The 24,760-nt window shown below is 60.7% G+C and carries 21 protein-coding genes and 1 riboswitch; of the genes, 12 read left to right on the top strand and 9 right to left on the bottom strand.

Features of this window, described 5'->3' with window-relative positions; genetic code table 11:
* Positions 1–414: 414 nt before the first annotated feature.
* The 5 genes from IEX27_RS04060 to IEX27_RS04040 all read left to right on the top strand — a co-directional run bounded on the left by IEX27_RS04060 (position 415) and on the right by IEX27_RS04040 (position 6,254).
* Entirely contained in the window at positions 415–3,393 is a 2,979-nt protein-coding gene (locus IEX27_RS04060; RefSeq protein WP_188719665.1) for a helicase-related protein, read from the top strand.
* Between the two features lie 13 nt (positions 3,394–3,406).
* The gene (locus tag IEX27_RS04055; RefSeq protein WP_188719664.1) at positions 3,407–3,784 is read left to right on the top strand and encodes an RNA-binding S4 domain-containing protein; all 378 of its coding nucleotides are present in this window, start codon (positions 3,407–3,409) and stop codon (positions 3,782–3,784) included.
* Positions 3,785–3,930: 146 nt separating this feature from the next.
* Positions 3,931–4,269, top strand: a complete 339-nt coding sequence (fdxA, locus tag IEX27_RS04050) for a ferredoxin FdxA (RefSeq protein WP_188719663.1) — start codon at positions 3,931–3,933, stop codon at positions 4,267–4,269.
* Positions 4,270–4,638: 369 nt separating this feature from the next.
* On the top strand, positions 4,639–5,232 hold the full coding sequence (locus tag IEX27_RS04045) for a CarD family transcriptional regulator (protein ID WP_188719662.1): 594 nt from the start codon (positions 4,639–4,641) through the stop codon (positions 5,230–5,232).
* 167 nt (positions 5,233–5,399) lie between these two features.
* Positions 5,400–6,254 (top strand): RNA polymerase factor sigma-32, encoded by an 855-nt coding sequence (locus IEX27_RS04040; protein WP_188719661.1) that lies wholly within the window; start codon positions 5,400–5,402, stop codon positions 6,252–6,254.
* A gap of 18 nt (positions 6,255–6,272) precedes the next feature.
* On the opposite strand, the gene IEX27_RS04035 is transcribed toward IEX27_RS04040, so the two are convergent.
* The 5 genes from IEX27_RS04035 to acnA form a co-directional block, all read right to left on the bottom strand.
* The gene (locus tag IEX27_RS04035) at positions 6,273–7,703 is read right to left on the bottom strand and encodes a M48 family metalloprotease (protein WP_188719660.1); all 1,431 of its coding nucleotides are present in this window, start codon (positions 7,701–7,703) and stop codon (positions 6,273–6,275) included.
* A gap of 199 nt (positions 7,704–7,902) precedes the next feature.
* Entirely contained in the window at positions 7,903–8,652 is a 750-nt protein-coding gene (gene thiQ, locus IEX27_RS04030) for a thiamine ABC transporter ATP-binding protein (protein WP_188719659.1), read from the bottom strand.
* Complete coding sequence (gene thiP / locus IEX27_RS04025; protein WP_188719658.1) at positions 8,636–10,252, bottom strand: thiamine/thiamine pyrophosphate ABC transporter permease; 1,617 nt, start codon at positions 10,250–10,252, stop codon at positions 8,636–8,638. The genes thiQ and thiP overlap by 17 nt, the downstream gene beginning before the upstream one ends.
* Positions 10,253–10,255: 3 nt before the next feature.
* Entirely contained in the window at positions 10,256–11,293 is a 1,038-nt protein-coding gene (thiB, locus tag IEX27_RS04020) for a thiamine ABC transporter substrate binding subunit (RefSeq protein ID WP_188719657.1), read from the bottom strand.
* Positions 11,285–11,398: riboswitch (TPP riboswitch) on the bottom strand. It overlaps the preceding gene by 9 nt.
* Before the next feature lie 105 nt (positions 11,399–11,503).
* The gene (gene acnA, locus IEX27_RS04015; protein ID WP_188719656.1) at positions 11,504–14,188 is read right to left on the bottom strand and encodes an aconitate hydratase AcnA; all 2,685 of its coding nucleotides are present in this window, start codon (positions 14,186–14,188) and stop codon (positions 11,504–11,506) included.
* Positions 14,189–14,471: 283 nt separating this feature from the next.
* Between acnA and ccmA the strand changes: the two genes are divergently transcribed.
* From ccmA to IEX27_RS03990, 5 genes are all read left to right on the top strand, one after another.
* The gene (ccmA, locus tag IEX27_RS04010; RefSeq protein ID WP_188719655.1) at positions 14,472–15,080 is read left to right on the top strand and encodes a heme ABC exporter ATP-binding protein CcmA; all 609 of its coding nucleotides are present in this window, start codon (positions 14,472–14,474) and stop codon (positions 15,078–15,080) included.
* A 39-nt stretch (positions 15,081–15,119) separates the two neighbouring features.
* Positions 15,120–15,782 (top strand): heme exporter protein CcmB, encoded by a 663-nt coding sequence (gene ccmB, locus IEX27_RS04005; protein WP_188719654.1) that lies wholly within the window; start codon positions 15,120–15,122, stop codon positions 15,780–15,782.
* 93 nt (positions 15,783–15,875) lie between these two features.
* Complete coding sequence (locus IEX27_RS04000) at positions 15,876–16,640, top strand: heme ABC transporter permease (protein WP_188719653.1); 765 nt, start codon at positions 15,876–15,878, stop codon at positions 16,638–16,640.
* Entirely contained in the window at positions 16,637–16,801 is a 165-nt protein-coding gene (ccmD, locus tag IEX27_RS03995; protein ID WP_188719652.1) for a heme exporter protein CcmD, read from the top strand. The genes IEX27_RS04000 and ccmD overlap by 4 nt, the downstream gene beginning before the upstream one ends.
* Positions 16,801–17,382, top strand: a complete 582-nt coding sequence (locus tag IEX27_RS03990) for a DsbE family thiol:disulfide interchange protein (protein WP_188719651.1) — start codon at positions 16,801–16,803, stop codon at positions 17,380–17,382. Before ccmD ends, IEX27_RS03990 begins: the two co-directional genes overlap by 1 nt.
* 90 nt (positions 17,383–17,472) lie before the next feature.
* On the opposite strand, the gene typA is transcribed toward IEX27_RS03990, so the two are convergent.
* Both typA and IEX27_RS03980 read right to left on the bottom strand, forming a co-directional pair.
* Positions 17,473–19,296, bottom strand: a complete 1,824-nt coding sequence (gene typA, locus IEX27_RS03985; protein ID WP_188719650.1) for a translational GTPase TypA — start codon at positions 19,294–19,296, stop codon at positions 17,473–17,475.
* A gap of 426 nt (positions 19,297–19,722) precedes the next feature.
* Positions 19,723–21,774 (bottom strand): M3 family metallopeptidase, encoded by a 2,052-nt coding sequence (locus tag IEX27_RS03980; RefSeq protein ID WP_188719649.1) that lies wholly within the window; start codon positions 21,772–21,774, stop codon positions 19,723–19,725.
* A 141-nt stretch (positions 21,775–21,915) separates the two neighbouring features.
* On the opposite strand from IEX27_RS03980, the gene IEX27_RS03975 reads away from it, so the two are divergent.
* Both IEX27_RS03975 and IEX27_RS03970 read left to right on the top strand, forming a co-directional pair.
* On the top strand, positions 21,916–22,356 hold the full coding sequence (locus tag IEX27_RS03975) for a MarR family winged helix-turn-helix transcriptional regulator (protein ID WP_188719648.1): 441 nt from the start codon (positions 21,916–21,918) through the stop codon (positions 22,354–22,356).
* 68 nt (positions 22,357–22,424) lie between these two features.
* A complete protein-coding gene (locus tag IEX27_RS03970; protein WP_188719647.1) occupies positions 22,425–23,615 on the top strand; it encodes a multidrug effflux MFS transporter in 1,191 nt (396 codons plus the stop codon).
* 51 nt (positions 23,616–23,666) lie between these two features.
* Here IEX27_RS03970 and IEX27_RS03965 read toward each other — a convergent pair whose 3' ends face one another.
* Both IEX27_RS03965 and IEX27_RS03960 read right to left on the bottom strand, forming a co-directional pair.
* Positions 23,667–24,311, bottom strand: coding sequence for a carbonic anhydrase (locus IEX27_RS03965; protein WP_188719646.1), 645 nt, complete (start codon positions 24,309–24,311; stop codon positions 23,667–23,669).
* Positions 24,312–24,375: 64 nt separating this feature from the next.
* Positions 24,376–24,612, bottom strand: a complete 237-nt coding sequence (locus IEX27_RS03960) for a hypothetical protein (protein ID WP_188719645.1) — start codon at positions 24,610–24,612, stop codon at positions 24,376–24,378.
* Between the last annotated feature and the right edge of the window lie 148 nt (positions 24,613–24,760).

Genomic DNA, 24,760 nt, shown 5'->3' with positions numbered 1-24,760 from the left:
ATTTGCATAGAAGCGATTCGTCGCCGATTCGTTCTTCCTTTGGGCCATATACGCCTTTTGGCGGACTTGCGCGGACGGTTGCCTTAATAAGCAGGTAATAAAGGTTAATGATAATAAACACTTACAGAAGGACGTGAATTTTTGGGATGCTGAAAAGTTAACGTTCGGCTGTTGAAGTGTAGAATGAAGGCAAATGCCAAAGATGATTTTCGTGCCTGTCAGAGGCCTTGGGCACTACATCTAGTGGCGAACATTGGCAGAACTACCGTGAGTCAACGATTCGTCGCTGATTCGTTCCAGACTCGTTCCAAAGGTTAAATCGCGCGCACTTTTGCCTGTTGCTCCAGCGAGGTTTTCCTATATGTCTGCGGTGGTCGGTACCCACATTGAAGGTCGCGCGTACGAGTGCTGTGAATGAATATCCAGCTAGATAGAAGCAACACGGTCTCCCTCGACGGGCGTGGCGTGACCGCTGTGTTGGGACCCACCAATACCGGCAAGACGCATATGGCGATCGAACGGATGGTGGCACACACCTCCGGCGTGATCGGTCTGCCGCTGCGTCTGTTGGCGCGCGAGGTCTATACGAAAGTCGCAGCCCGCGTGGGCGAGGCGAACGTTTCGCTCGTCACTGGCGAAGAGAAGATCATCCCGCCGGGTGCGCGCTATTCGGTCTGCACGGTGGAGGCTCTCCCGAGGTACACGGACGCCGCCTTCGTCGCCATCGATGAAGTTCAGCTCGCCGCCGACCTCGAGCGTGGCCACATCTTCACCGATCGCATCATTCACCTGCGCGGTCGTGAGGAGACACTTCTTCTCGGCGCCGCCACGATGCGCGGAATTCTCGAAAAGCTCTTCAAAGGCATCTCGATCATCAGCCGCCCTCGCATGTCGGTTCTGACCTATGCCGGGGCGAAGAAGATCACCCGGCTTCCGAACCGCTCTGCCATCGTCGCCTTTTCGGCCGACGAAGTCTATGCGATCGGCGAATTGATCCGCCGTCAGCGCGGTGGCGCGGCCATCGTGCTGGGCGCGCTGAGCCCGCGCACCCGCAACGCCCAGGTTGAGCTCTACCAGTCGGGCGATGTCGATTATCTCGTTGCCACTGACGCCATCGGCATGGGCCTGAACCTCGACGTTGACCACGTCGCCTTCGCGCAGAACAGCAAGTTCGACGGGTTCCAGTATCGCGACCTGACCGCGGCCGAACTCGCGCAGATCGCTGGCCGCGCTGGCCGCCACCTTCGCGATGGCACCTTTGGCGTCACCGGTCAGGTTGATCCGTTCCCGGACGCGCTGGTGGAAGCCATCGAGACACATCGCTTCGAGCCCGCCAAGGTCCTGCAATGGCGTTCTGCCGATCTGGACTTTGCGAGCATTGATGCGCTGAAAGCATCACTTGACCGTCCGCCTGCGATCGAAGGTTTGACGCGGGCATTGCCGACTGCAGACCTGCGCGTGCTGGAATTCCTGTCGCGAGACGAAGATGTCCGCGCGATGGCGCAAAGTCGTGAGCGGGTAGCGGCCCTCTGGGACGCCTGCGCCTTGCCGGATTACCGCAAGATCGCGCCTGCGCAGCATGCTGAAATCGTCGGCGCCATATTCAAGGATCTGGCGCAGCGTGGCCATGTGGACGAAGACTACATGGCCAACCAGGTCGCAAAAGCCTCATCGACTGAAGGTGAGATAGATACACTTTCGCAACGAATTGCGCAGATACGGACCTGGACCTTTGTCTCGCATCGTCCCGGCTGGTTGTCGAATCCGACACACTGGCAGGAAAAAACGCGCGATATTGAGGATAGACTATCGGACGCGCTCCATGAGAGATTGACGAAACGCTTCGTTGATCGCAGGACATCTGTGCTGATGAGGCGCCTTAGAGAGAACGCAATGCCTGAAGCAGAAATCAACCCGGCGGGTGAAGTGCTCGTTGAGGGACATCATGTTGGTGAAATGCAGGGATTCCGCTTCACAGCGGATCGGACTGCCGAAGGAGAGGACGCACGCGCCGTCAAGGCTGCCGCGTTGAAGGCGCTGGCCGCAGAATTCGAGCTGCGCGCCGAACGGTTTGCAGCCGCTCCGAATGGCGATCTCGCCCTTGCATCGGATGGCATCCTGCGTTGGCTTGGCGCGCCGGTTGGTACGCTTGTTGCCACGGACGATGTGCTGAAGCCGCGTCTGGTGCTGCTCGCTGACGAGCAGCTGACCGGCCCAGCCCGCGACAAGGTTGCCGCGCGCGGTGAGCGCTTCGTCAACTTCCAGATCGAAAGCCAGCTGAAGCCGCTCCTCGATCTCCGCGATGCCGAGAGCCTTTCCGGTACCGCCCGTGGTCTGGCATTCCAGCTCGCCGAAAACTTCGGTGTTCTGAACCGTCGCGACGTGGCCGAAGAGGTCCGCTCGCTTGATCAGGATGCACGTGCAGCGCTGCGCCGCCTCGGCGTTCGCTTCGGCGCCTATCACATTTTCGTCCCCGCACTGGTGAAGCCCGGCCCGGCTGGCCTTGCAACGCTGCTCTGGGCGCTGAAGAACGATGCCCGCGACAAGCCGGGCTACGGCGATGTTGTTGCAGCACTGGCTGCCGGACGCACGTCCTTCGTCACCGATCCGTCTTTTGAGCGGGCCTTCTACCGCCTTTCCGGCTTCCGCAATCTGGGCCGCCGCGCTGTTCGCGTCGACATCCTGGAGCGTCTGGCTGACCTGATCCGCCCGACCCTGGGCTGGAAGCCAGGTTCCGGTAAGCGTCCGGATGGCGCTTATGGAGGCGATGCCTTCGTGGTTACGCCTGCCATGATGTCGATCCTCGGTGCTACCGCCGAAGACATGGAAGCGATCCTCAAGGGCCTTGGCTACCGCGCTGAACCAAAGACGGCCGAAGAGGTGAACGCTCGCCTTGCAGAGTTTGATGCCGCCGCAGCACCTGCTGCTGAAGCGTCTGCCGAGGAAGTGACTGCGGCCAGCGAGGAGGCTGAAGCCCAGCCCGAAGCCCAGACTGAAGGTCTGGTGACCGGCACCGGACCGGCGCAGCCGCTCGATACTGTCCAGCCCGAAGCCACCGAATCGGCTGAAGTTGTTGAAGCGGTTGAAGCTGCTGAAGCAACGCCAGCGGCAGAAGAAGCGCCCAAGCCGGTTCTCGTCTGGCGTCAGGGTCGTTTCGAGCGCCGTCAGCCTCCGCAGCGCGACCGCAAGGCCGCTGGCGCTGGCGAGGAAAAGCCGCGCGGCAAGGGCCGTCCGCGTCCTGCGCAGGGCGACCGCAATCAGGACCGCCCGAAGAAGCAGGATGCCCGCAAGCCCGAGCAGCGTCGTCCTCAGCGCGAGGAGCGTCCGGTCAAGATCGACCCTAATTCGCCATTTGCAGCATTGGCCGCTCTGAAGGACCAGCTGCGGAAATAGGAGCAAAACCCGCGTGACAGTCGAAGGACGCCAGAGAGTAGACAAATGGCTGTTCTTCGCGCGGGTTGTGAAGTCCCGAACCCTTGCCGCCAAGCTTGCGCAGGGTGGCAAGGTCCGCGTCAACCGCAACAAGATCGATCAGGCTTCGTATCAGATCAAGGTGGGGGACGTGCTCACCATCACGCTTGAGCGGCGCATCCTCATCTATCGGATCTTGGAGACCGGCGAGCGTCGCGGCCCGGCCCCGGAAGCCCGCCTTCTTTACGAAGATCTGTCTCCACCTGAGGAACCACGGGCTATCGTCGCCGTTGGACCGGTTCGTGATCCTGGATCAGGCCGCCCGACAAAACGCGACAGGCGTGCCCTGAACGCTCTTGACGACCAGAACTGAGGCTGCAGCCGCATCAGCAATTGCTTGAAAAAGCATACTGTTCCTGTGCGGCGTTCTGCAGCGCAATCTGTGTACTTGTCATGGCGCGATAAAGGGATTACGTCACCGCCATCGCTCGTTAAAAACCACCCGCGCAGGAGCACGAAATGACCTATGTCGTGACCGACAACTGCATTCGTTGCAAGTACATGGATTGCGTCGAGGTGTGTCCGGTCGACTGTTTCTACGAGGGCGAAAATATGCTTGTCATCCACCCGGATGAATGCATTGATTGCGGCGTTTGCGAGCCGGAATGCCCTGCGGAAGCCATCAAGCCGGATACCGAACCGGGTCTTGATCAGTGGCTGACGCTGAACGCAGAGTATGCGGAGAAGTGGCCAAACATTACGGTGAAGCGTGAACCTCCGGCGGATGCCAAGGAGATGGACGGCGTGGCTGGGAAGCTGGAAGCCTACTTCTCGTCGGAGCCGGGACAGGGCGACTGATTGCCCGTTTTGGAGCGCGCTAGCTCGGGCGCGTCGCAATGCCGCATGGATATAGGGTAGTAAGCTCTTGCTTCTGCCCTACATTTGCTATGCGCGACAAATTGAATCCTGCGCAAATTCATGTTAATATACGAGCACATGTCGGTAAAGAACGTCTTGATGGCGCAGGATAAATAATCACCAACCGTGGAGTACCCTGGTACCAAGGATGCTTGAACCTGGTCGTTGCGCGCAAGAGTTCCCCTGCCTCGGCAGACGAAACAAGTCAGCAAATCATCGTCACCGCGTTTAGTCATCTTCCCAGCATGACACCCCAGGTGGCTGGAGCGAGCGATAACCGCCGCCACCTACAATAGGAGTTTTAGGCGTATGGCAACCCAGCAGAAGAAAGTGGCACATAAGTCCGGGTTCAAGACAGGCGAATTCATCGTCTATCCTGCTCATGGGGTAGGCCAGATCGTGAACATCGAGAGCCAGGAAGTAGCGGGCCACTCTCTGGAGCTGTTCGTCATCGATTTCCAGAAAGACAAGATGCGCCTGAAGGTTCCGGTCGCCAAGGCCACCTCCAGCGGCATGCGCAAGCTTTCGGAAGAGGATTACGTCGAGCGCGCTCTCAAGATCGTGCAGGGCAAGGCCCGCGTAAAGCGCACCATGTGGTCGCGCCGTGCGCAGGAATACGATGCCAAGATCAACTCTGGCGATCTGATCCTGATCTCCGAGGTTGTCCGCGATCTCTACCGCGCTGACAACCAGCCGGAACAGTCCTACTCGGAGCGCCAGCTGTTTGAAGCCGCTCTGGACCGCATGGCCCGCGAAATTGCAGCCGTGAACGCCCTCTCCGAGACCGAAGCTGTCCGCCTCATCGAGGTCAACCTGGCCAAGGCTCCGCGCCGCGGCTCCAAGGCCGACGCTGACGGCGAAGACGCTGATAAGGACGAGAACGAAAAGGAAGAAGCAGCTTAATCCTGCCTGCTCTCCCATTCAGCAAAGCCGGGCCTCGTGCCCGGCTTTTTGTTTAGGGTGCCCCGCAACCTGGCGGGTGCGCCCGCGTGGAACCTTCTGCACGTCACGATGTTAAAGCTCATGCCCCACGGAGGCGATTGTCTCGCTTGTGTTAGCAGGAGCACATCATGCAGGAAGGCGGACGCAGGCTTATAAAAGCTGCTATGGCAGCTCCATATCTGGAGCGCGAAGAAGAACATCTCCTTGCCATACGGTGGAAGGAGGAAAAGGACGTCAAAGCACTCCACGGCATTACCAAGGCGCATATGCGGCTCGTAATCGCCATGGCAGGCAAGTTCCGCCACTTCGGTCTCTCGATGGCTGACCTTGTACAGGAAGGTCATGTAGGGCTGCTTGAGGCTGCGGCTAGGTTTGATCCTTCAAGAGACGTACGATTTTCGACCTATGCCAGCTGGTGGATCCGCGCTTCCATGCAGGATTACATCCTGCGTAATTGGTCTATCGTCCGCGGCGGTACGAGTTCCGTTCAGAAAGCACTGTTCTTCAATCTGAGGCGGCTCCGTGCCCGTCTGCAGCGGCTTGGCGGTGATGAACCCAGCGAAGAGATCTATCGCAAGGTGGCTGCCGCGCTCCACGTCACCCCAGCTGAAGTCTCCCGCATGGATATGCGGCTGGCAGGTGGTGATACCTCGCTCAACACAAAACTCAACGGCGACTCAGCTGCCGAGCGCATCGAATTCCTCGTCAGCGAGGATCCGACGCCCGATCAGGTGGTATCGGAAACGATTGATAGCGAACGCCGCGCCATGTGGCTCAGCCAGGCGCTCGATACGCTCAATGGCCGTGAGCTGAAGATCGTGCGCGAACGCAGGCTGTCGGAAGATGGTGCAACGCTGGAGGCTCTGGGAGCTTCGCTGGGCATCTCGAAGGAGCGCGTGCGCCAGATCGAAACGCGGGCGCTGGAGAAGCTCCGGAGCGCGCTGGTTAAGCGCCATCCGGAACTCGCAAGCCACGCCAACTGAGTGAGACCAATGGACGGCTCACCGGTCGGTGATGATCTTCACCTTGTCGCCGGCTGAAACATTCGCCCCCGGTCCAAGCCCGTTGATAACGCGGAACAGCTCGAGCTTCCGGCTTACCCCCGTCATCCTGTTGGCTAGGCTGGCAACGTTTTCTCCCGGAGCTACCGTTACGATACGGATGCGCAAGGGCTGCAAGGCGGCCACTTCGGAGGGCTTCAGCACCTGGAAGCTGCCGGCAATGATCGAAGCCACCTGTTCAAGCCTGTTGCTGGAAAGCGGTGCGCCAGTGAGCAGCCGGTAGACCTGATCGCCCACCCGAACCACTGTCACGTTGAACTTCCACTGGTCCGCCTGCGCGGTTGCGGTTGCCGCTTCCTTGCCGCCGATGGTGATCGGCCGGATCGACGATACATCGACACCGGCAAGCCAGTTGCCGCGCAGGTAGTCCGTCATGGAGATCTTGCGGTCCACCGTGACTCCGTCGAAGCGGAAGGCGAGTTCGCCCGGCCCCGTGGCGATAACTTCGCCGGCTGAATTGTCGAGCTTGAAGTCCTCCGGAACAGAGAAGGCAATGCCGAGCGTCGGATGCAGGAAGCTGTTGCCGCGCACATAGCCCTGTTCCGGCTTGTCGCCGAAGATCAGGCCGTCGATACCAGCCAGGAACTGCTCGCGATCCTTCGCGCCATAGCCGGGGGCGCCGAACTTCTGCGCGTGCTGCTGCGCCAGATCGATACGCCGCGGCGCATTTGGATGGCTGGCCAGGAAGTCGAGGCTCGCATCGCTGGCGCCGCTAACATCACGCAGCTTCTGGTAATTGTCCATCGAGCGCAGGAAGCGTGCCGCCGCATAGGGATCGAATCCGGCGCGGCCGACGGCCCGAATGCCGACGGTGTCGGCCTCGAGCTCCTGATTGCGTGAGAACTGCGCAAGCTGCAGCTTGCCGCGCACCAATGCGGCCCGCGCACTTGGGTCGGTGCTCAGCACTTCCGTGACCACGCGATCGGCGATCTTCGCCTGAGCCTCCAGACGCTGCCGCTCCAGTCCGTGATTGGAGGTCACGTGGGCCATCTCATGCGCCAGAACAGCGGCCACTTCGGCAGAATCGTTGGCGAGCGCCAGGAGCCCGCGCGTCACGTAAAGAAAGCCGCCAGGCAGCGCGAACGCATTCACGTTCGGCGAATCAAGGATGGTGATGCGGTAGGTCTGCTCCGGATTGTCAGGGTCCAGCGTCAGCTTGCCGACGACGCGAGCGAGCATACGCTCAAGCTTCGGGTCGGAATACTCACCGCCATAGGTCTGCAGGATCTTCGGATGCTGGCGCGCTGCGAGGCTTGCGACCCGGTCGCCGCGCATCACCGTGTCGACCGTGACAGCCGGATCCTTGGAAGCAGGCGTAAAATTCGATTCGAGGAGGTCGGTCGTCTGGCAGGCAGCTAGAAACGCCACCATTGCACTCGCCGTGAGCAAGCGCTGATGTACGCCAAAAGCCTTGATTCCGCGGAACGTGGAAAAGCGGTGCGCCAGGGATTTGTCCTTTCGATGCAACACGAAGCCGCCCTACGATTCACCTAACAACTGCGTAGAGAGCAGGCAAGAAGCTGAATATCCTTCGTATTCATCGAAGTTCAGTTAACATTGCCAGCACTCGTCATACACCCCGTCCCCCGAGATAATCCGTCAGAGCAGATGGTGCACCTTCGCGCAGCAGTTCCTGAGTTGTTCCTGTGGCAACAATGTGGCCCTTTTCCAGAAAGACAAGCGTACGGGCGAGCCGCAGCGCATCTTGCGGGTCGTGGGTTACCATCAATATTGTCATTCCCTGCGACTGATGAAGTTCCTTGATCAGGTCCAGCATCTCATCTTTCAGCGCAGGCCCGAGCGACGCCAGAGGCTCGTCCAGCATGAGGATCGGGTTCTGCTGCACCAGCACGCGGGCAAGCGCTGCGCGCTGACGCTCCCCGCCTGAAAGCGCTGATGGCAGACGATCCGCCTTTCCGCGCAGCCCGGTTCGTTCGATAGCGCTGGCCACAGCCTTCCGGTCCTTGGGGGAGAGCTTGAGCGAAGGTGAGCGACCGAGCCCGACATTCTGCTCCACCGTCAGATGCGGGAATAGATTGTTCTCCTGGAAAATCATGGAGACGCCGCGCTGGTGCGGCGGCAGCCCGGTGACGTCCTTGCCGTCTACGAGGATCTTGCCGGAGAGTGGCTGCTCGAACCCCGCGACGAGATTAAGCAGTGTGCTCTTGCCCGAACCGCTTGGCCCCATGACCGAGACGATGTCGCCAGCCTCGACCTTGAGGTCGAACGCCAGCTGAGGTCCGTTCGGATAGGCGAAGCTGATTTTTTCAAGCGCGAGACCGGCACTTTTCGGCGGCGATCCGTTATCGGGATGGAGCATCAGCGGCTGCACTTTCTCGCCCTGCCACATACATCAGGCTTAGACACAGGATCCCCACAAACAAGGCAATCCCCGCCGCATCGGCGGTTCGATAGCTCCCCATACGCTGCAGCAGGAGGTAGGGCAATGTCTGCACCTGGTCGCTGCCAAACAGCGCGATGACTCCAAGATCGCCAAGCGAGAGCGCCATGGCAAAGGCAAAGGCCAGCAAGGCTGGTCGTCGCATCGGCGGCCAATCTATGAGCCGGAGACGGGCAAAGCCGGCTATTCCGAGCGAAGAGCAGAGCTTTTCATGACGGTGGCTTGCCGCATCATAGGCGGGGCGAATGATGCGCACGGCGAAGGGCAGCGCCATCACCGCGTTTACCCAAGCCACCATGATTGGTGCAACGCTGAAGACATCGACCGAAGTTCGCAGCAGCACGAACCAGCCCGCACCCAGCACGATCGGCGGGATGACCAGCACCATCAGCACGCCGCCATCTGTGAGATGCTCGAAGAAGCCGGCGCTTGATCCGCGCCGCTTCAGTTCGAGCGATCTACGCGCCGCGACCAGCCCGAATGCCAGGAGGACGCTCAGCCCCGCTGCCACGAATGCAAGCGCCAGGCTCACGAGTGTCGCCCGCTGCACCGCCGGGTCGGTGGCCAGACGGGCAAGATCGGCTTTCAATCCAGCCAAAACGATGGTGACGATGGGACTTCCGACGAACAGTAAAGCGAGCGCGATGATCGTATAGTTCAAGATGCGCTCTATCTGGCCCGGGAAGAGCAGCCGACGCGAACCGATGGGCAGATGGGTATCACCGGTCAGAACCGCGCCGGAACGCGTCAGCAGCCACAGGATGGCGCTTGTGAGCATTAGCTGCACCAGGGTCAGAACGATGGCGCGTTGCGGATCAAAGTCGAAACGCAATGCCTGATAGATCGCAACTTCGAGCGTCGTGGCTCCCGGTCCGCCACCGAGCGTCAGGACGATCGTGAAGGAAGTTACGCAAAGCAGGAAGACGAGCCCCGCCACGCCCGGGATGGCCGAGCGCAGCACCGGCCATTCTACGAAGCGGAAAGACGCCATTCCGCCCATTCCGAGCTGTGTGGAGAGACGCCACTGATGCGACGGAATGGTCTCCAGCGCCGCCAGAAACAGCCGCGTGGCCATCGGCATGTTGAAGAAGACATGCGCGAGCAGAATGCCGGAAAGGCCGTAGGTCCCGGGCCACCGCCAGTCGAACAGGGCGGAGATTGCCGGAGCAAGATACCCTGCACGTCCATAGAGCGCGAGGATCCCGATGACGGCCACGATCGCGGGCAGGGCAAGCGGCACCGCAAAGAGCTGCAGGATCAGTTTGCGGCCCGGAAACGATGGGTGCCGCACGAAGGCGCGCGCTACCAGCAGCGCTGGTCCTATGGAGAGCACGGTCGAGAGCACGGCCTGCCATAGCGTGAAGCGCGCAATCCGGAATAGATAGCCATCGAAGACCGCGAGCGTCTGGCCGGTGCTACGCAGCCCCTCCTGCAGCAAACCGAGGAGCGCACCAAACACCAGCACGCCCATGAACGCCAGCGCAAACGCGCCAGCGGCAATCCGGCGATTGAAGCGCATGACTTACTTGCTCATCACGGCAAGCCACTCATCCACCCACGCCTTACGCTTTTCGGCGACTTCCTGCGGGTCAAAGAGCAGCGTCTTCGACGGCTTGATCAGCGCATCAAAGGCCGGATGGAGCGGCTTCGAGGTCTCGCCGGCCGGGAACATCCAGTTGGTCTCAGGGATCACGTCCTGGAACCCAGGCCCCTGCATGAACTCCAGAAACTGCTTGGCGAGCGGGTTCTGCGCACCCTTTTTCGTCTGCGCAGCGACCTCGATCTGCAGATAGTGCCCCTCGGAGAAGGCGATCGCCTCGTAGCGCTGCGTATCGTCCTCGATCACATGATACGCGGGTGAGGTCGAATAGGAGAGCACCATCGGCGCTTCACCATTGGTGAACAGGCCGTAGGCCTCGCTCCAGCCAGGTGTCACCGTCAGTACCTTCTCCCGCAGCTTTTCCCATGCCTGAGCGGCATCTTCGCCATAGACGGATTTCACCCAGAGCAGCAGTCCCAGCCCGGGCGTCGAGGTTCGCGGATCCTGAATGAGGATCTTCAGGTCGTTTTCTGCCTCCACCAGTTCCTTCAGTGACTGGGGTGGCGTCTCGCCGGAGTCCTTATTCAAGATAAATGCGAAATAGCTATAGTCGTATGGTACGAAGACATCATCGGAGGAACTGCCCGGAACCTCGATCCGTGACACATCGGTACCATGCGGCGCGAACAGCCCGGTCGCCTTGGCTTCGTGCGTGAGGTTCGTATCAAGCCCTAGGATGATGTCGGCCTTGCTGCCTTCGCTTTCAAGGCGGAGACGGTTCAGCAGTGCGACACCATCCGAAACCGAAACGAACTCCACGTCGCAGCCGCATTCGGCTTCGAACGCTTTTTCCACCTGCGGGCCAGGGCCCCAGTCGGCCGTGAAGCTTTCGTAGGTGTAGATGGTGAGCTTCTGCGTGTCCTGCGCAGCCGCAAGGCCTGCGGCAGCAAAGGAGACACCGGCGGCCAGAAGAGCAGTCGTGAAAAGCCTGCTATGTCGGGAATATGCGTCGTCAGTCATTCTTCTAATCCCTCCGCCGGTACGAGCCGGATCAGGTTCAGCGGGTTGGCACGTTCGCCTCTCAGCCGTACTGCACCACGCAGACGGGCACCCCGTTAGATGGCTCGAAGGATAAGCATACGTCCTCTGCCGTGCAAGGTGGGTAGATCGCATAACAAAAGGGCAGGCCCGGAGGCCCGCCCTTCGATTTGGCAAATGTACGAGTGCTGCTTAGGCAGCGAGATCGCGCAGAACGTACTGCAGGATGCCGCCGTTCTTGAAGTACTCGAGCTCGTCCAGCGTATCGATGCGGCAGAGCAGCGGAACTTCCTTCACCGAACCGTCGGCGAAGGTGATCTTGGCGGTCATCGTCGCGCGTGGCTTGATGTTCTCGATGCCATCGATCTCAACGATTTCGTCGCCCTTCAGGCCGAGTTCCTTCCAGCTCGTCTCCTCAGCGAAGACGAATGGAATTACGCCCATGCCGACGAGGTTCGAGCGGTGAATACGCTCGAAGGACTGAGCGATCACAGCGCGAACGCCGAGCAGGTTGGTGCCCTTGGCAGCCCAGTCGCGGGACGAACCGTTGCCGTATTCGACGCCAGCGAAGATGACGAGCGGAGTGCCTTCCTGCTTGTATTGCATGGCGGCGTCGTAGATCGGCATCTCTTCCTTGGAAGGATAGTGGATCGTGTAGCCGCCCTCGCGTCCATTCTCACCCAGCATGTGGTTGCGGATGCGGATGTTGGCGAAGGTACCGCGCATCATCACTTCGTGATTGCCGCGGCGGGTACCGTACTGGTTGAAGTCGGCGACGGAAACGCCGTTTTCGAGCAGGTAGGAACCAGCCGGCGAAGCAGCCTTGATCGAACCGGCCGGCGAAATGTGGTCGGTCGTGATCTTGTCGCCGAACAGGCCGAGGATGCGTGCACCCTTGATCGAGCCTGCTGCCTGCGCCGTCTTGCCCATGCCCTCGAAGTAAGGCGGGTTCTGCACGTAGGTCGACTTGTCGTCCCAGGCGTAGGTCTGGCCGCTTGGAGCATCCAGCGCCTGCCAGTTCTCGTCGCCCTTGAACACGTCGGCGTACTTGGAGGAGTAGAGCTCACGCGTGACGTTGTTGGCGATGAACTCCTGCACTTCGGCGGAGGTCGGCCAGATGTCGCGCAGGTAAACCGGGTTGCCGTCCTGATCTTCGCCCAGCGGCTCCGTGGTCAGGTCCTTCGTGACGGTACCGGCGAGCGCATAGGCAACGACCAGCGGCGGCGAAGCAAGGTAATTCGCCTGGACATCCGGAGAAACGCGGCCTTCGAAGTTACGGTTGCCGGAAAGAACGGCAGCACCGATCAGGCCCTTCTCGTTGATGGTCTTCGAGATCGCCTCAGGCAGCGGACCGGAGTTACCGATACAGGTGGTGCAGCCGAAGCCAACCAGGTTGAAGCCGAGCTGGTCGAGCTCTTCCTGCAGACCGGCCTTTGCGAAATACTCGGCAACGACCTGCGAGCCGGGAGCAAGCGAGGTCTTGACCCACGGCTTGCGCTTCAGGCCACGACGGTTCGCGTTGCGTGCCAGAAGGCCAGCAGCCATCAGCACGCTCGGGTTCGAGGTGTTGGTGCAGGAGGTGATTGCAGCGATCACCACGTCGCCATGGCCGAGGTCGAAGTTTTCGCCCTCAACGGCATAGCGCTTCGCGGTGTCGACGGTCTTCTTGTACTCGGCTTCGAGCGCCTTGGCGAAATTGCCAGCGATATCCTCCAGCGGCAGGCGGCCTTCCGGACGCTTCGGGCCAGCCATGGACGGAACGACGTCGCCGAGGTCGAGCTCGAGGATTTCGGTGAAGACCGGATCCTGCATGTCCGCATCGCGCCACATGCCCTGAGCCTTCGAGTAGGCTTCAACCAGCTCGATCTGCTCGCGCGGACGGCCCGACGTCTCGAGGTACTTGATGGTCTCGCCGTCAACCGGGAAGAAGCCGCAGGTTGCGCCGTATTCCGGAGCCATGTTGCCGATGGTTGCGCGGTCGGCGGCGGTGGTGTTGGCAAGGCCGGGACCGAAGAACTCGACGAACTTGCCGACAACGCCCTTCTTGCGCAGCATCTGCGTGACGGTCAGCACGAGGTCGGTCGCGGTGACGCCTTCCTTGAGCTTTCCGGTCAGCTTGAAGCCGATGACTTCCGGCAGAAGCATGGAAACCGGCTGGCCGAGCATGGCAGCTTCAGCCTCGATGCCGCCAACGCCCCAGGCCAGAACGCCAAGGCCGTTCACCATGGTGGTGTGGGAGTCGGTACCGACGCAGGTGTCGGGGTAGGCGAGGTGCACGCCGTCTTCTTCACGGGTCCAGACAACGCGGGAGAGGTACTCGAGGTTGACCTGGTGGCAGATGCCGGTGCCGGGCGGAACGACGCGGAAGTTGTCGAACGCCTGCTGACCCCACTTCAGGAAGCGGTAGCGCTCGCCGTTGCGCTCGTACTCGAGCTCGACGTTGCGGTCGAAGGCGCGGGGGCTGCCGAATTCGTCGACGATGACCGAATGGTCGATGACGAGGTCGACGGGTACCAGCGGGTTGATCTTCTTGGGATCGCCGCCGAGAGCCACCATTGCGTCGCGCATTGCGGCGAGATCTACAACGGCGGGAACGCCGGTGAAGTCCTGCATCAGCACGCGTGCGGGCGAGTAGGCGATTTCAACGCCTGCGGTGCCGCGGTCGGAAAGCCAGGCGGCAACAGCCTCGATGCTCTCCTTGGTGACGGCGCGGCCGTCTTCCTTGCGGAGCAGGTTCTCCAGCAGCACCTTCATGGAGAAGGGCAGGCGGGAAACACCGGCAAGGCCGTTCTTCTCAGCCTCTTTCAGGTCGTAGTAGGTGAATTCCGTCTGGCCGACCTTGATCGTCCTACGGCAATTGTAACTGTCAAGAGACATAGACACGTGCGATCCTATCCTTGTCGTTTCATCCCGATCGGGAACGGACATCCTGAGACACGGGTGCAAAGGTTGCGGGTACGGCCATTTCCGCTGTCCGCTCCCTGCGTCTCAAGCCGTTAAAGGCGGCTCGCGCGCAGTCATCGGTTCAAAGAGGGTCACACCGGCCGCTGGCGTGTTGACCGCCATATAGAGAATTTTGCAAAAGAGTTCCATACCGGAAAACCGTTCTGGCGGTTACGCTTAACGATTCCAGACAATTCTCATTGAAACGGGAGAAAACATGCGCCTTGCCGTGACAAACCTCAGCGGTGAACGCGGTGGGGAGCTGATTTTTTCGGACCTTTCGTTCGAGGTTGGAGCCGGATCTGCCGTTCTGGTGACCGGTCCGAACGGTGTCGGAAAGTCCACGCTGTTGCGAATCATCGGCGGGCTGCTTCCGTCCTCTGACGGCGCGATCGAGTTTTCCGGCGGCGGCGAGGCCTGGCCCAACGCTGGTGCGGCCGCCCATTACCTCGGCGCGACCAATGCCATGAAGCCCGCACTCACGGTCGAGGAGAACCTCTCCTTCTGGCGCTCCTTCCTGGGTGAGCATCTTTGCACCGTTGATGAAGCACTGGAGCAGGTAGGCCTGCTCGACATCGCCCACCTTCCGTTCGGCTATCTCTCGACCGGACAGCGTCGCCGGGTGGCGATCGCACGTCTCGTCATGTGCTACCGCCCGCTCTGGCTGCTGGATGAACCGACCTCTGGCCTCGACAAGCGCTCCGAAGCCAAGTTCACCGAACTGATGCGCCAGCATCTGGCGGGCGGCGGGTTGATCGTGGCGGCAACGCACCTGCCGTTGGGGCTCGAAAATTCGCAAGAACTGCAGATGGTGGCGAACCGATGAAGCGCCGTTTCTCTTCCTCTCGCATCCGGAGCGCCTGAGATGTTCTCACTCTACATGCGGGACTTGAAGCTCGCCGGCCGCGCTGGCAGCGGCGCGCTGACCGGAGCGCTGTTCTTCCTCGCGGTCGTTGCCGTGATCCCCTTCGGCGTTGGCCCGGACCTGAACCTTCTCGCCCGCATCGGCCCTGCGATCCTCTGGATCGGCGCGCTGCTTGCAAGCCTGCTCGGCCTCGACCGTATGTTTCAGGCCGACGCGGAGGACGGCTCGCTCGACCTTCTGCTGACGGCTGATAGCCGCCACATGCTGGCGCTAACGGTCTTCACCAAGTGCCTCGCGCACTGGACGACGAGCGTTCTGCCGCTGGTAGTGATCTCACCGCTCCTCGGCCTCTTCATGAACGTTCCGCCAATCGGCCTCCTCGCTGTCACCCTGACGCTGCTGGTGGGAACGCCTGCGATCACCTTCATCGGCGCTGTCGGTTCGGCGCTCACGGTTGCCCTGCCGCGCGGCGGGCTTCTGGTCTCCGTTCTCATCCTGCCGCTTGTAGTGCCCGTGCTGGTCTTCGGAGTCGCCGCTGCCCGTGGTGCCATGGCCGATCCGGACCCGTTCCTGCCGCCGTTCCTGATCCTCGCGGCGCTGACGATCTTCTTCTCGGTTCTGGGACCGTTTGCGGCATCAATGGCGCTTCGAAACGCCGACTAGGACCAGTCCACACGTCAAAGTGACCATTGCTTTGGGCGGTGCGGCAATTCAAAGTATTTGCAGCCGCTATCCGGGGGGACTATTTACAGCCACATGACCGATACAGCGAAGAAATCATCCGGCATCATGGCCTTTGCAAACCCGACGCGTTTCATTTCGCTGTCGGATGCGCTGCTGCCCTGGTTGGTTGGCTCGGCCCTGCTGCTGCTGGCAGTGGGCTTCTACATGGCCTTTGCCGCCCCTGAGGATTACCAGCAGGGCATCACCGTCCGCATCATGTACATCCACGTGCCCTTCGCGTGGTTGTCCATGTTCTGCTACACGCTGATGTCGCTCTCGGCGCTTGGCACGCTGATCTGGAAACATCCGCTTGCGGATGTGTCCCTCAAGTCCGCAGCACCCATCGGAGCCACCTTCACCGCGCTGGCGCTGATCACCGGTTCGATCTGGGGCAAGCCCATGTGGGGCACGTGGTGGGTGTGGGATGCGCGTCTCACCTCGGTCTTCGTGCTCTTCCTGATGTATCTCGGCATCATCGCGCTGACGCGGGCGCTCGATGATCAGGGCCGCTCGGCTCGCGCTGCCGCGATCCTGACGCTGGTAGGCTTCATCAACATCCCGATCATCAAGTTCTCGGTCGACTGGTGGAACACCCTCCATCAGCCCGCATCGGTTCTGCGTCTCGATGGCCCAACCATCCACCCGAGCATGCTCTGGCCGCTTCTCATCTGCGCCATTGGCTTCACGCTGCTCTTCAGCAGCCTGCACATCATGGCCATGCGGACCGAAATCTGGCGACGCCGGGTGTCGACCATGCGCAGACTTTCTGCGCGTCGGGCTGAAGGAGCCGCACAGTGAGCCATTTTGCCTATGTGACCGCCGCCTACGCGATAACCGTGCTGGCGCTTGTGGGCCTCGCCGGCTGGATCCTTGTCGACCAGAGCAGCCAGAAGCGCGCGCTCGACGATCTGGAGCGTCGTGGCGTTCGCCGCCGTTCCGAAAACCGCGAGGCATCCTGATGGCTGCTGAAGGAGAACGCCCCTCTCGCCGTCGCGGCCTTATGTTTCTTCTGCCGCTGGTGATCTTTCTCGCCCTGTCGGCAGTCTTCCTCCTGCAGCTTCTGTCTGGCCGCGATATTTCGGTCGTACCCTCGGCGCTCATCGGCCAGCCGGCGCCTCTGACAAAGCTGGAGCCGCTGGAAGGAACCAAGCTGCCCGGCTTCGACGTCGAGATGTTCAAGGGCAAGGTTACACTGGTGAACGTCTGGGGTTCGTGGTGCGTCCCCTGCCGGCAGGAGCATCCCATGCTCATGGAGCTGGGGCAGGACAAGCGCTTCCAGATCGCCGGCATCAACTACAAGGACCAGCCGCAGAACGCCCTGCGCTTCCTTGGCGAGCTCGGCAATCCCTATGATCTGATCGGCGTCGACCAGAACGGCCGCGCCGTGATCGACTGGGGCGTCTATGGTGTTCCGGAGACCTTTGTCGTCGGACCCGACGGCACCATCCTCTATAAGCACGTCGGCCCGCTGACGCAGCAGGCAATTTTGGAAAAGATCCTGCCCGAGGTCGACAAGGCATTGGCCGCCCCGGCCTCCTGACCCTTCCGCTAAACTCGTATCGGACCGCCAAAACAAAAAGCGCGGCGTTTGACGGCCGCGCTTTTTCTAATTTGTAGCAGGACGTAGCGGTTAAGCCGCCGACGCCTTCTGCTTCTCGAAGCGCTTGCGCTCGTTCGGGTCGAGGTAGAGCTTGCGCAGACGGATCGACTTCGGCGTAACCTCTACCAGCTCGTCGTTCTGAATCCAGGACAGTGCCCGCTCCAGCGTCATGCGGATCGGAGGAGTAAGCTTGACGGCTTCATCCTTGCCTGCGGCGCGGATGTTGGTCAGCTTCTTGCCCTTGAGAACGTTGACTTCCAGGTCGTTGTCACGGTTGTGGATGCCGATGATCATGCCCTGATACACCTTGGCGCCTGGATCGATGACCATCGGGCCACGCTCTTCCAGGTTCCACAATGCGTAGGCCACAGCTTCACCACTATCGTTGGAGATCAGCACGCCGTTGGTGCGGCCATCGATCTCGCCCTTGTAGGGCTGGTAGCTGTGGAACAGGCGGTTCATGATTGCCGTGCCGCGCGTGTCAGTCATCAGCTCCGACTGGTAGCCGATCAGACCACGCGTCGGAGCATGGAACACGAGGCGCTGGCGATCGCCGCCCGAAGGGCGAAGCTCGACCATGTCTGCCTTGCGCTCCGACATCTTCTGCACGACCACGCCCGAATGCTCTTCATCGACGTCGATCACGACTTCTTCGATCGGCTCCAGCAACGTGCCGTCTTCGCCATTCTTCATGACCACGCGGGGACGGGAAACTGCGAACTCGAAGCCTTCACGGCGCATCGTTTCGATCAGAACTGCAAGCTGAAGCTCACCACGGCCGGATACGAAGAACGAATCCTTGTCGGCGGCTTCTTCGATCTGCAGGGCAACGCTGCCTTCAGCCTCACGCAGCAGACGGTCGCGAATGACGCGGCTCGTAACCTTGTCGCCTTCGGTGCCGGCGAGCGGCGAGTCGTTGACGATGAAGCTCATCGTAACGGTCGGCGGATCGATCGGCTGTGCCTTGAGCGGAATGGTTACCGACGGATCGACAAAGCTGTCGGCCACGGTGCCCTTGGAGAGGCCGGCGATCGCGACGATGTCGCCTGCAATTGCCTCGTCAATCGGCTGACGCTCGAGACCACGGAAGGCGAGGATCTTGGAAATACGGCCCGTTTCGAGCACCTTTCCGTCCTGACCCAGGACCTTGATGGACTGGTTCGGCTTCGCGGAGCCGGAAAGAACGCGGCCGGTGATGATGCGGCCCAGGAAGTTGTTGGCTTCCAGGATCGTACCGATCATGCGGAACGGGCCTTCTTCCACCTTGGGCTCAGGCACGTGCTTGAGCACCAGGTCGAAAAGGGGTCCAAGACCCTCATCCTTAGGACCTTCCGGGTTGACGTTCATCCAGCCGTCGCGGCCCGAACCGTAGAGAACCGGGAAATCGAGCTGTTCGTCGGTAGCGTCCATGGCTGCGAAGAGGTCGAACACTTCGTTCAGCACTTCTTCAGCACGGGCATCCGGACGGTCGATCTTGTTGATCGCCACGATCGGGCGAAGGCCCACCTTCAGTGCCTTGCCAACCACGAACTTGGTCTGTGGCATCGGGCCTTCGGCGGAGTCCACCAGCAGCACCACGCCGTCAACCATGTTCAGGATGCGCTCGACCTCACCGCCGAAGTCGGCGTGTCCGGGCGTGTCGACGATGTTGATGCGGGTGTCGCCCCACTCAACGGAGGTCGCCTTGGCCAGAATGGTGATGCCGCGTTCGCGCTCGATGTCGCCGGAATCCATGGCGCGTTCATCAACGCGCTGGTTCTCACGTACCGAGCCAGATTGGCGTAGCATTGCATCTACGAGTGTAGTCTTCCCATGATCAACGTGGGCAATAATCGCAATATTGCGGAGTTTCATTGGTTCTCTTTGAGGGTCGCCGCGCGCAGCGCAGGCGCACGAATGGTTTTCTATGGCGCGCTCATACAGCTTTTTTTGCGCCTGCGAAAGAGCACTAAGCCAGCCAACAGCTATGGAATATTTGTGCTGAGGCCATGAACTTCAAGGGCTTGCGTTGCAAGTTGCGGTTTTTGTTCAAAAAAGTTCCGCAACCACGGCCGATGCGGAGCGCCGGATTTTTTTCGCCGCAGCTTATTCGCAGTGGGTCCGAGCCTCGGTTTGAGGTCGAAATCCGGTCACTCACGCTTCATCCATTCGTAGCAGAGAACCGCAATCTACACTGTAATGTGTGTGACACAAGGTATTCACCGCTGTCGATACCCGTCACATCAAGTATAAGCCCGGCATGATGGCTGGATCATGCCGGGCATTGCACAAGGCAATAACTTAGAGGAGGCCTCTCTTCTCCATCATGGCCTCGGGGCTGGGCATCCGGCCCCGGAAAGCCTTGTAGAGCGCTTCGGGATCTTCAGAACCGCCGGCCGAATAGATGTAGCGGTGGAGTTTCTCCGCAATTTCCGGATTGAACGCGTCGCCGGTCTCCTCGAAGGCGCGGAAAGCATCGGCATCCAGAACCTCCGACCACATGTAGGAATAGTAGCCGGCGGAATAGCCGTCGCCGGTGAAGACGTGGAGGAAGTGCGGCGTTGCGTGACGCGTCGGAATGGCTGCCGGTGCCCCGAGCTTTTCAAGAGCATCCGTCTCGAAGGTGAAGGGATCTTCCCAGGCGCTTTCGCGCGAATGGAATTCCATGTCGACCAGCGCCGAAGCTGTAAACTCCACGGTCGCGAAGCCTGCGTCGAAGTTGCGTGCCGCGCGCATCTTGTCCACCAGCTCCATCGGAATTGCCTCGCCGGTTTCGACATGGCGGGCGTGGGCCTGCAGAACCTCAGGCACCGTAAACCAGTGCTCGAAGAGCTGCGACGGCAGCTCGACGAAGTCGCGCGAAACGGATGTGCCGGAGATGGAGGGCCAGGTTACGTTGCTCAGCATTCCGTGCAGCGCATGGCCAAACTCGTGGAACAGCGTCCGCGCATCATCGACCGAGAGCAGCGCCGGCTTGCCTGCCGAGGGCTTCGCGAAATTGCACACGTTGTAGATGATCGGCTCCTGTCCGTCGCCGAGCTTGTAGCCCGACTGCAGCGCGCTCATCCAAGCGCCCGACCGCTTAGAGGGACGGTTGAAATAGTCGGCGAGGAAGAGGCCGCGGCGCGAGCCATCGGCGTTGCGCACGATGAAGGTGCGGACGTCCTCATGCCATCCCGGAATGCCCTTCTGTTCCTCGAAGGTGAGGCCGAACAGACGCTTCGCCACATCGAAGGCAGCGGTGATCACGCCTTCCAGCGACAGGTACGGTTTCAGCGCTCCGTCGTCGAAGTCGAACTTCTCGGACCGCAACTTCTCGGAATAGTAGCGCCAGTCCCACGCGGCGATGGCGTGGTTCTGTCCTTCCGCAGCGGCCAGACGCTGCAGTTCCTTCTGCGTCTCCGCAGCCTTCTCCTTTGCCTTCTCCCAAACCGGCAGCAGCAGGTTCATGACGTTGGCAGGCGTCTTGGCCATCGTGTCGTCGAGCTTGTAGGCGGCAAAGGTCTCATAGCCGAGAAGCTTGGCCTTTTCCGCCCGTAGTTCGAGCGTGCGCTGCACGATGGCCTTGTTGTTTGCCTCGCCGTCGTTGGCGCCGCGCGAGGTGAATGCCTTCAGCACTGTCTCGCGCAGATCGCGGCGGGAAGAGCTGGCAAGGAAAGGCTCGGCAATGGAACGCGAGAGGGTAACGGCATAGCGGCCGGCCTGTCCGCGCTCGGCAGCCGCCGAAGCCATGGAGTTCTTCAGCGCTTCCGAAATGCCCTCAAGATCCTTTTCATCAAGGAACAGCGCCCATGAGCTTTCGTCAGCGAGCACGTTCTGGCCGAACTGGGCGCCGAGCGTTGCAAGCTCTTCGTTGATAGCGCTCAGCCGTGCCTTGGCATCCGCGTCGAGCTTGGCACCGCCCCGAACGAACCGCTTCCAGGTCTTTTCCAGAACCCGCATCGTTTCCTTGTCGAGGCCGAGCGCGTTGCGCTGCTCGTAGAGTGCGTCGATCCGGCCGAACAGATCGGGATTCATGAAGATGCGCGAGACATGGCGGGCCATGAGTGGAGAAATTTCGCGCTCGACCTTCTGGATCGCCGGGTTGGTGTGCGCACCGGCAAGGCACCAGAAGATGGATGATAACCGGGAGAGAGCTTCGCCCGCGAGTTCCATAGCCGCCAGCGTGTTCTCGATCGTCGGCGCATCCGGGTTGCTGGCGATGGCTTGGATCTCGGCTTCATGGGCCGAAAGCGCCGCGCGGAAGACAGGCTCAAACTCCTCCTCGCGCACCTGGGTGAAGTCGGGCAGCCCGAGCGGTCCATTCCAGGCGGTCAGTGGATGGTCGTTGAGGTTCAGGTTCGAAACTGTCATGGAAAATCTCGATGTGCAGCGTTGCGTTATGTGCTCTCATCTAGGCGTTCGGGTGGCCCACCTGCAATACTTGACTTGGTGTACGTCATCCGACATGGTCATGTGAAATATTGCTTATTAATTATTTCCAGGATTGTTTTCATGCCGAACCGCATTGATCCGGATGGCATCGGATTTCTCATCGGTGATCTCTCCCGCATGATACGTGCAGACATCGATCGCAGGATCGAGGCGGCCGGCATAGGATTGACACCTGGCGAGGCTCGCACGCTGGCCTATATCGCCCGATATAGCCAAGGGCGGCAGAACATGCTTGCCGAGCGCATGGGCTTGGAAGCGATGACGCTCAGCAGCTACCTCGACCGGCTGGAGCGTCAGGGTTTCGTCCAGCGCACAACCGATCCGTCGGATCGTCGCGCCAAGATCGTGGAACTGACGCACGCTGCAGAAGCTGCGTTGGAGACGATTTTCCGCGTGGCGGATGAAGTTCGGCTGCGCGCCCGGGGCAATATGAACGAAGAAGAATGGCATCTCCTTCACGAACAGTTGAAGGAGATCCGGGACAATTTCTCTGCCGACTGAGTCGGCATCCAACGGAAGGCAAAGGAATGAATTTGCATCAGGGGGGCGGGACGACCTCGGCTCCGCTTATGAGTGAGCGGAAAGTCAGTCTCATTGGTGCAATGCTTGTAGCCATCGGCCCTGTGTCCATGGCGCTCTATACCCCGGCGATGACCGAGATCGTCCATGCTTTCGGCACCACGGAAGCCGCCGTGAAGATGACGCTGTCGACCTACTTCGCCGGCTTTGCCATCGCCCAGCTCTTCTGTGGCCCGCTGTCGGATGCCTTCGGTCGCCGACCGGTCGTGATTGGCTTCATGGGGATCTATGCGATCGCCAGCCTGATCGCCCTGTTCTCCCCAACCATCGAGATCCTGATCCTCTCCCGCTTCCTGCAGGGCATAGGTGCGGCTGCCGGTGTGGCCGTCTCCCGTGCGATCGTCCGCGACCTCTTCACGCGTGAGCAGTCAGCGCGGATCATGAATCTCATCGGGGTGATCCTCTCCATTGGCCCGGCCGTGTCGCCAACCATTGGCGGATTGATGATGGAACTCGCCGGCTGGCACTCCATCTTCTTCCTGATGCTTGGTTTCGGCTTTCTCATCACCATGGTGGCCAAGTTCGCGATGGTGGAGACGGCGCCCAACCGCGATCCTTCCCGCGCAAGCCCCAAGGGCCTCTACAAGGCCTATTCCACCCTGTTCCGCATGCCTTACTTCATCGGCACGGCGTTCATCATGGCGGGAACTTCCGGCGCGCTTTACACGCAGGCGACCGTGATGCCGTTCGTGCTGATGGATCGCGTCGGCCTCTCGCCCACCCAGTTCGGCCTTGGAATGCTGGTACAGTCGGGCACGTTCTTCGTCGGCACCCTAACGGTGCATTTCCTGATGAAGCGGGTGAAATCCGGTCAGCTCGTTCCTGTCGGGCTGAGCTTCATCGCCATCGGCAGCATTTCGCTGCTGTTGATCCTCAACACGATGGAGCCATCGTTCCTGCGCGTGATGCTGCCGTCAGCGACATTTGCCTTCGGCATCGCCTTCGTGATGCCCTTCATGATGACGGCATCCATGGCGCCGTTCCCGCACATGGCTGGGTCGGCATCGGCACTGACAGGATTTACGCAGATGAGTGCCGGATTGTTGGGCGGTGTAATTTGCGCTCTGATCGGGGACCCGGTCGTTGCCATGAGCTTTGTTGTGCCCGGCATGGGCGCCATGGCGGTCACGTCATGGCTGCTGTGGCGGCGGCTGCCAGAGCCGGCGCAGCGCGTTTCGTAGCCAGACAAATCGGATTAGCGGGGGAACGGTATCCCCCACCCCGGAAATGTCTTAATCGAGGCTGGGGCGCTCGAAGTCGCCGCTCTTTGGGTCCATGACCCAGAGCTCGCCCGTGGAGATGTCGAACCACGCGCCATGGAGACGCAGGCGGCCCTTTTCCTCCAGGATCTTCACGCACGGGAAGGTGCGCAGGTTGGCAAGCTGATAACGGATGGAGATCCGCTCCAGCGTCGTCTGCCGCTCTGCCTGCGTCAGCAGGCCGTTGCCAGCGATCGCTTCCGCCGCCGGGGCCAACATGCTCATCCACTTGCCGATAAAGTCACCGGGTGACAGCGGCTGTGCCGAAGGATTGAGTGCCGCGCCAATACCGCCGCAGCGGCCATGGCCCATGACGACGATGTCCTGAACCTTGAGCACCTGGACCGCGAACTCCAGCGCGGCGGACGTGCCGTGGTGGCTGCCATCCGGCGTATAGGGCGGGATGATGTTGGCGACGTTGCGCACCACGAAGAGTTCGCCCGGTCCGGCGTCAAAGATCGTCTCCGGTGCGGCGCGGGAGTCGCAACAGGCTATGATCAGAGTGCTTGGTGACTGTCCTTCGCGCGCCAGCGTCTGGTAGCGCTTGCTTTCGGTGGTGAAACGGCCCGACATGAAGTTGCGGTAGCCGTTGAGCAAATGTGCGGGTAGATGGGTCATGGTCAGCCGAAATAAACCTGTTCTGGTTCAGCGACAAGGCAGTTTTTACGCTGCCGGACGAAGCTCATGCAAGCGAAGTCAGCAGCCAGAACACCGCGACCACTGCCCCGATCACGGCGAGCACGCGGCCAATCCTGCGGCCCCAGAACTCCATCGCGTCAGCTGGTGCTGGCTCATCACCCGGTCGGGAGATCGACGGCATCCCTCCCAGAACGATGGATTGAGAATCTCGTTCCACCTGCTTCAGGATATTCGCCGCTTCCCGCTCAGCGTCGGATGGGGAACTATTTTCTCTCTGCATCATCTTCCGTTTGGGCTACAATGATGGTCGATGGAGTAATCGAGCCCGGCGCTTCGACTGGTGCGCATCTCCCCATCAGCAGGAATACGTCGGACCGCACCTGGGATCAGACCCCACTTGCTGTCGCCAACCGGCGGGTCTATGGTTA

The organism is Nitratireductor aestuarii (assembly GCF_014641695.1).
GTDB classification, from domain to species: Bacteria; Pseudomonadota; Alphaproteobacteria; order Rhizobiales; family Rhizobiaceae; genus Chelativorans; species Chelativorans aestuarii.
The sequence above is the reverse complement of the archived record's forward strand: the minus strand, read 5'-3'. Positions and strand labels throughout refer to the sequence as shown.

Excerpts from the sequence above, each read along its gene's own strand:
- IEX27_RS04060 (WP_188719665.1), top strand. The coding sequence starts at position 415 with ATGAATATCCAGCTAGATAGAAGCAACACGGTCTCCCTCGACGGGCGT.
- fdxA (WP_188719663.1), top strand. The coding sequence starts at position 3,931 with ATGACCTATGTCGTGACCGACAACTGCATTCGTTGCAAGTACATGGAT.
- IEX27_RS04045 (WP_188719662.1), top strand. The coding sequence starts at position 4,639 with ATGGCAACCCAGCAGAAGAAAGTGGCACATAAGTCCGGGTTCAAGACA.
- IEX27_RS04040 (WP_188719661.1), top strand. The coding sequence starts at position 5,400 with ATGCAGGAAGGCGGACGCAGGCTTATAAAAGCTGCTATGGCAGCTCCA.
- IEX27_RS04035 (WP_188719660.1), bottom strand. The coding sequence starts at position 7,703 with ATGGTGGCGTTTCTAGCTGCCTGCCAGACGACCGACCTCCTCGAATCG.
- thiQ (WP_188719659.1), bottom strand. The coding sequence starts at position 8,652 with ATGCTCCATCCCGATAACGGATCGCCGCCGAAAAGTGCCGGTCTCGCG.
- thiP (WP_188719658.1), bottom strand. The coding sequence starts at position 10,252 with ATGCGCTTCAATCGCCGGATTGCCGCTGGCGCGTTTGCGCTGGCGTTC.
- thiB (WP_188719657.1), bottom strand. The coding sequence starts at position 11,293 with ATGACTGACGACGCATATTCCCGACATAGCAGGCTTTTCACGACTGCT.
- acnA (WP_188719656.1), bottom strand. The coding sequence starts at position 14,188 with ATGTCTCTTGACAGTTACAATTGCCGTAGGACGATCAAGGTCGGCCAG.
- ccmA (WP_188719655.1), top strand. The coding sequence starts at position 14,472 with ATGCGCCTTGCCGTGACAAACCTCAGCGGTGAACGCGGTGGGGAGCTG.
- ccmB (WP_188719654.1), top strand. The coding sequence starts at position 15,120 with ATGTTCTCACTCTACATGCGGGACTTGAAGCTCGCCGGCCGCGCTGGC.
- IEX27_RS04000 (WP_188719653.1), top strand. The coding sequence starts at position 15,876 with ATGACCGATACAGCGAAGAAATCATCCGGCATCATGGCCTTTGCAAAC.
- IEX27_RS03990 (WP_188719651.1), top strand. The coding sequence starts at position 16,801 with ATGGCTGCTGAAGGAGAACGCCCCTCTCGCCGTCGCGGCCTTATGTTT.
- typA (WP_188719650.1), bottom strand. The coding sequence starts at position 19,296 with ATGAAACTCCGCAATATTGCGATTATTGCCCACGTTGATCATGGGAAG.
- IEX27_RS03980 (WP_188719649.1), bottom strand. The coding sequence starts at position 21,774 with ATGACAGTTTCGAACCTGAACCTCAACGACCATCCACTGACCGCCTGG.
- IEX27_RS03975 (WP_188719648.1), top strand. The coding sequence starts at position 21,916 with ATGCCGAACCGCATTGATCCGGATGGCATCGGATTTCTCATCGGTGAT.
- IEX27_RS03970 (WP_188719647.1), top strand. The coding sequence starts at position 22,425 with ATGAGTGAGCGGAAAGTCAGTCTCATTGGTGCAATGCTTGTAGCCATC.
- IEX27_RS03965 (WP_188719646.1), bottom strand. The coding sequence starts at position 24,311 with ATGACCCATCTACCCGCACATTTGCTCAACGGCTACCGCAACTTCATG.
- IEX27_RS03960 (WP_188719645.1), bottom strand. The coding sequence starts at position 24,612 with ATGCAGAGAGAAAATAGTTCCCCATCCGACGCTGAGCGGGAAGCGGCG.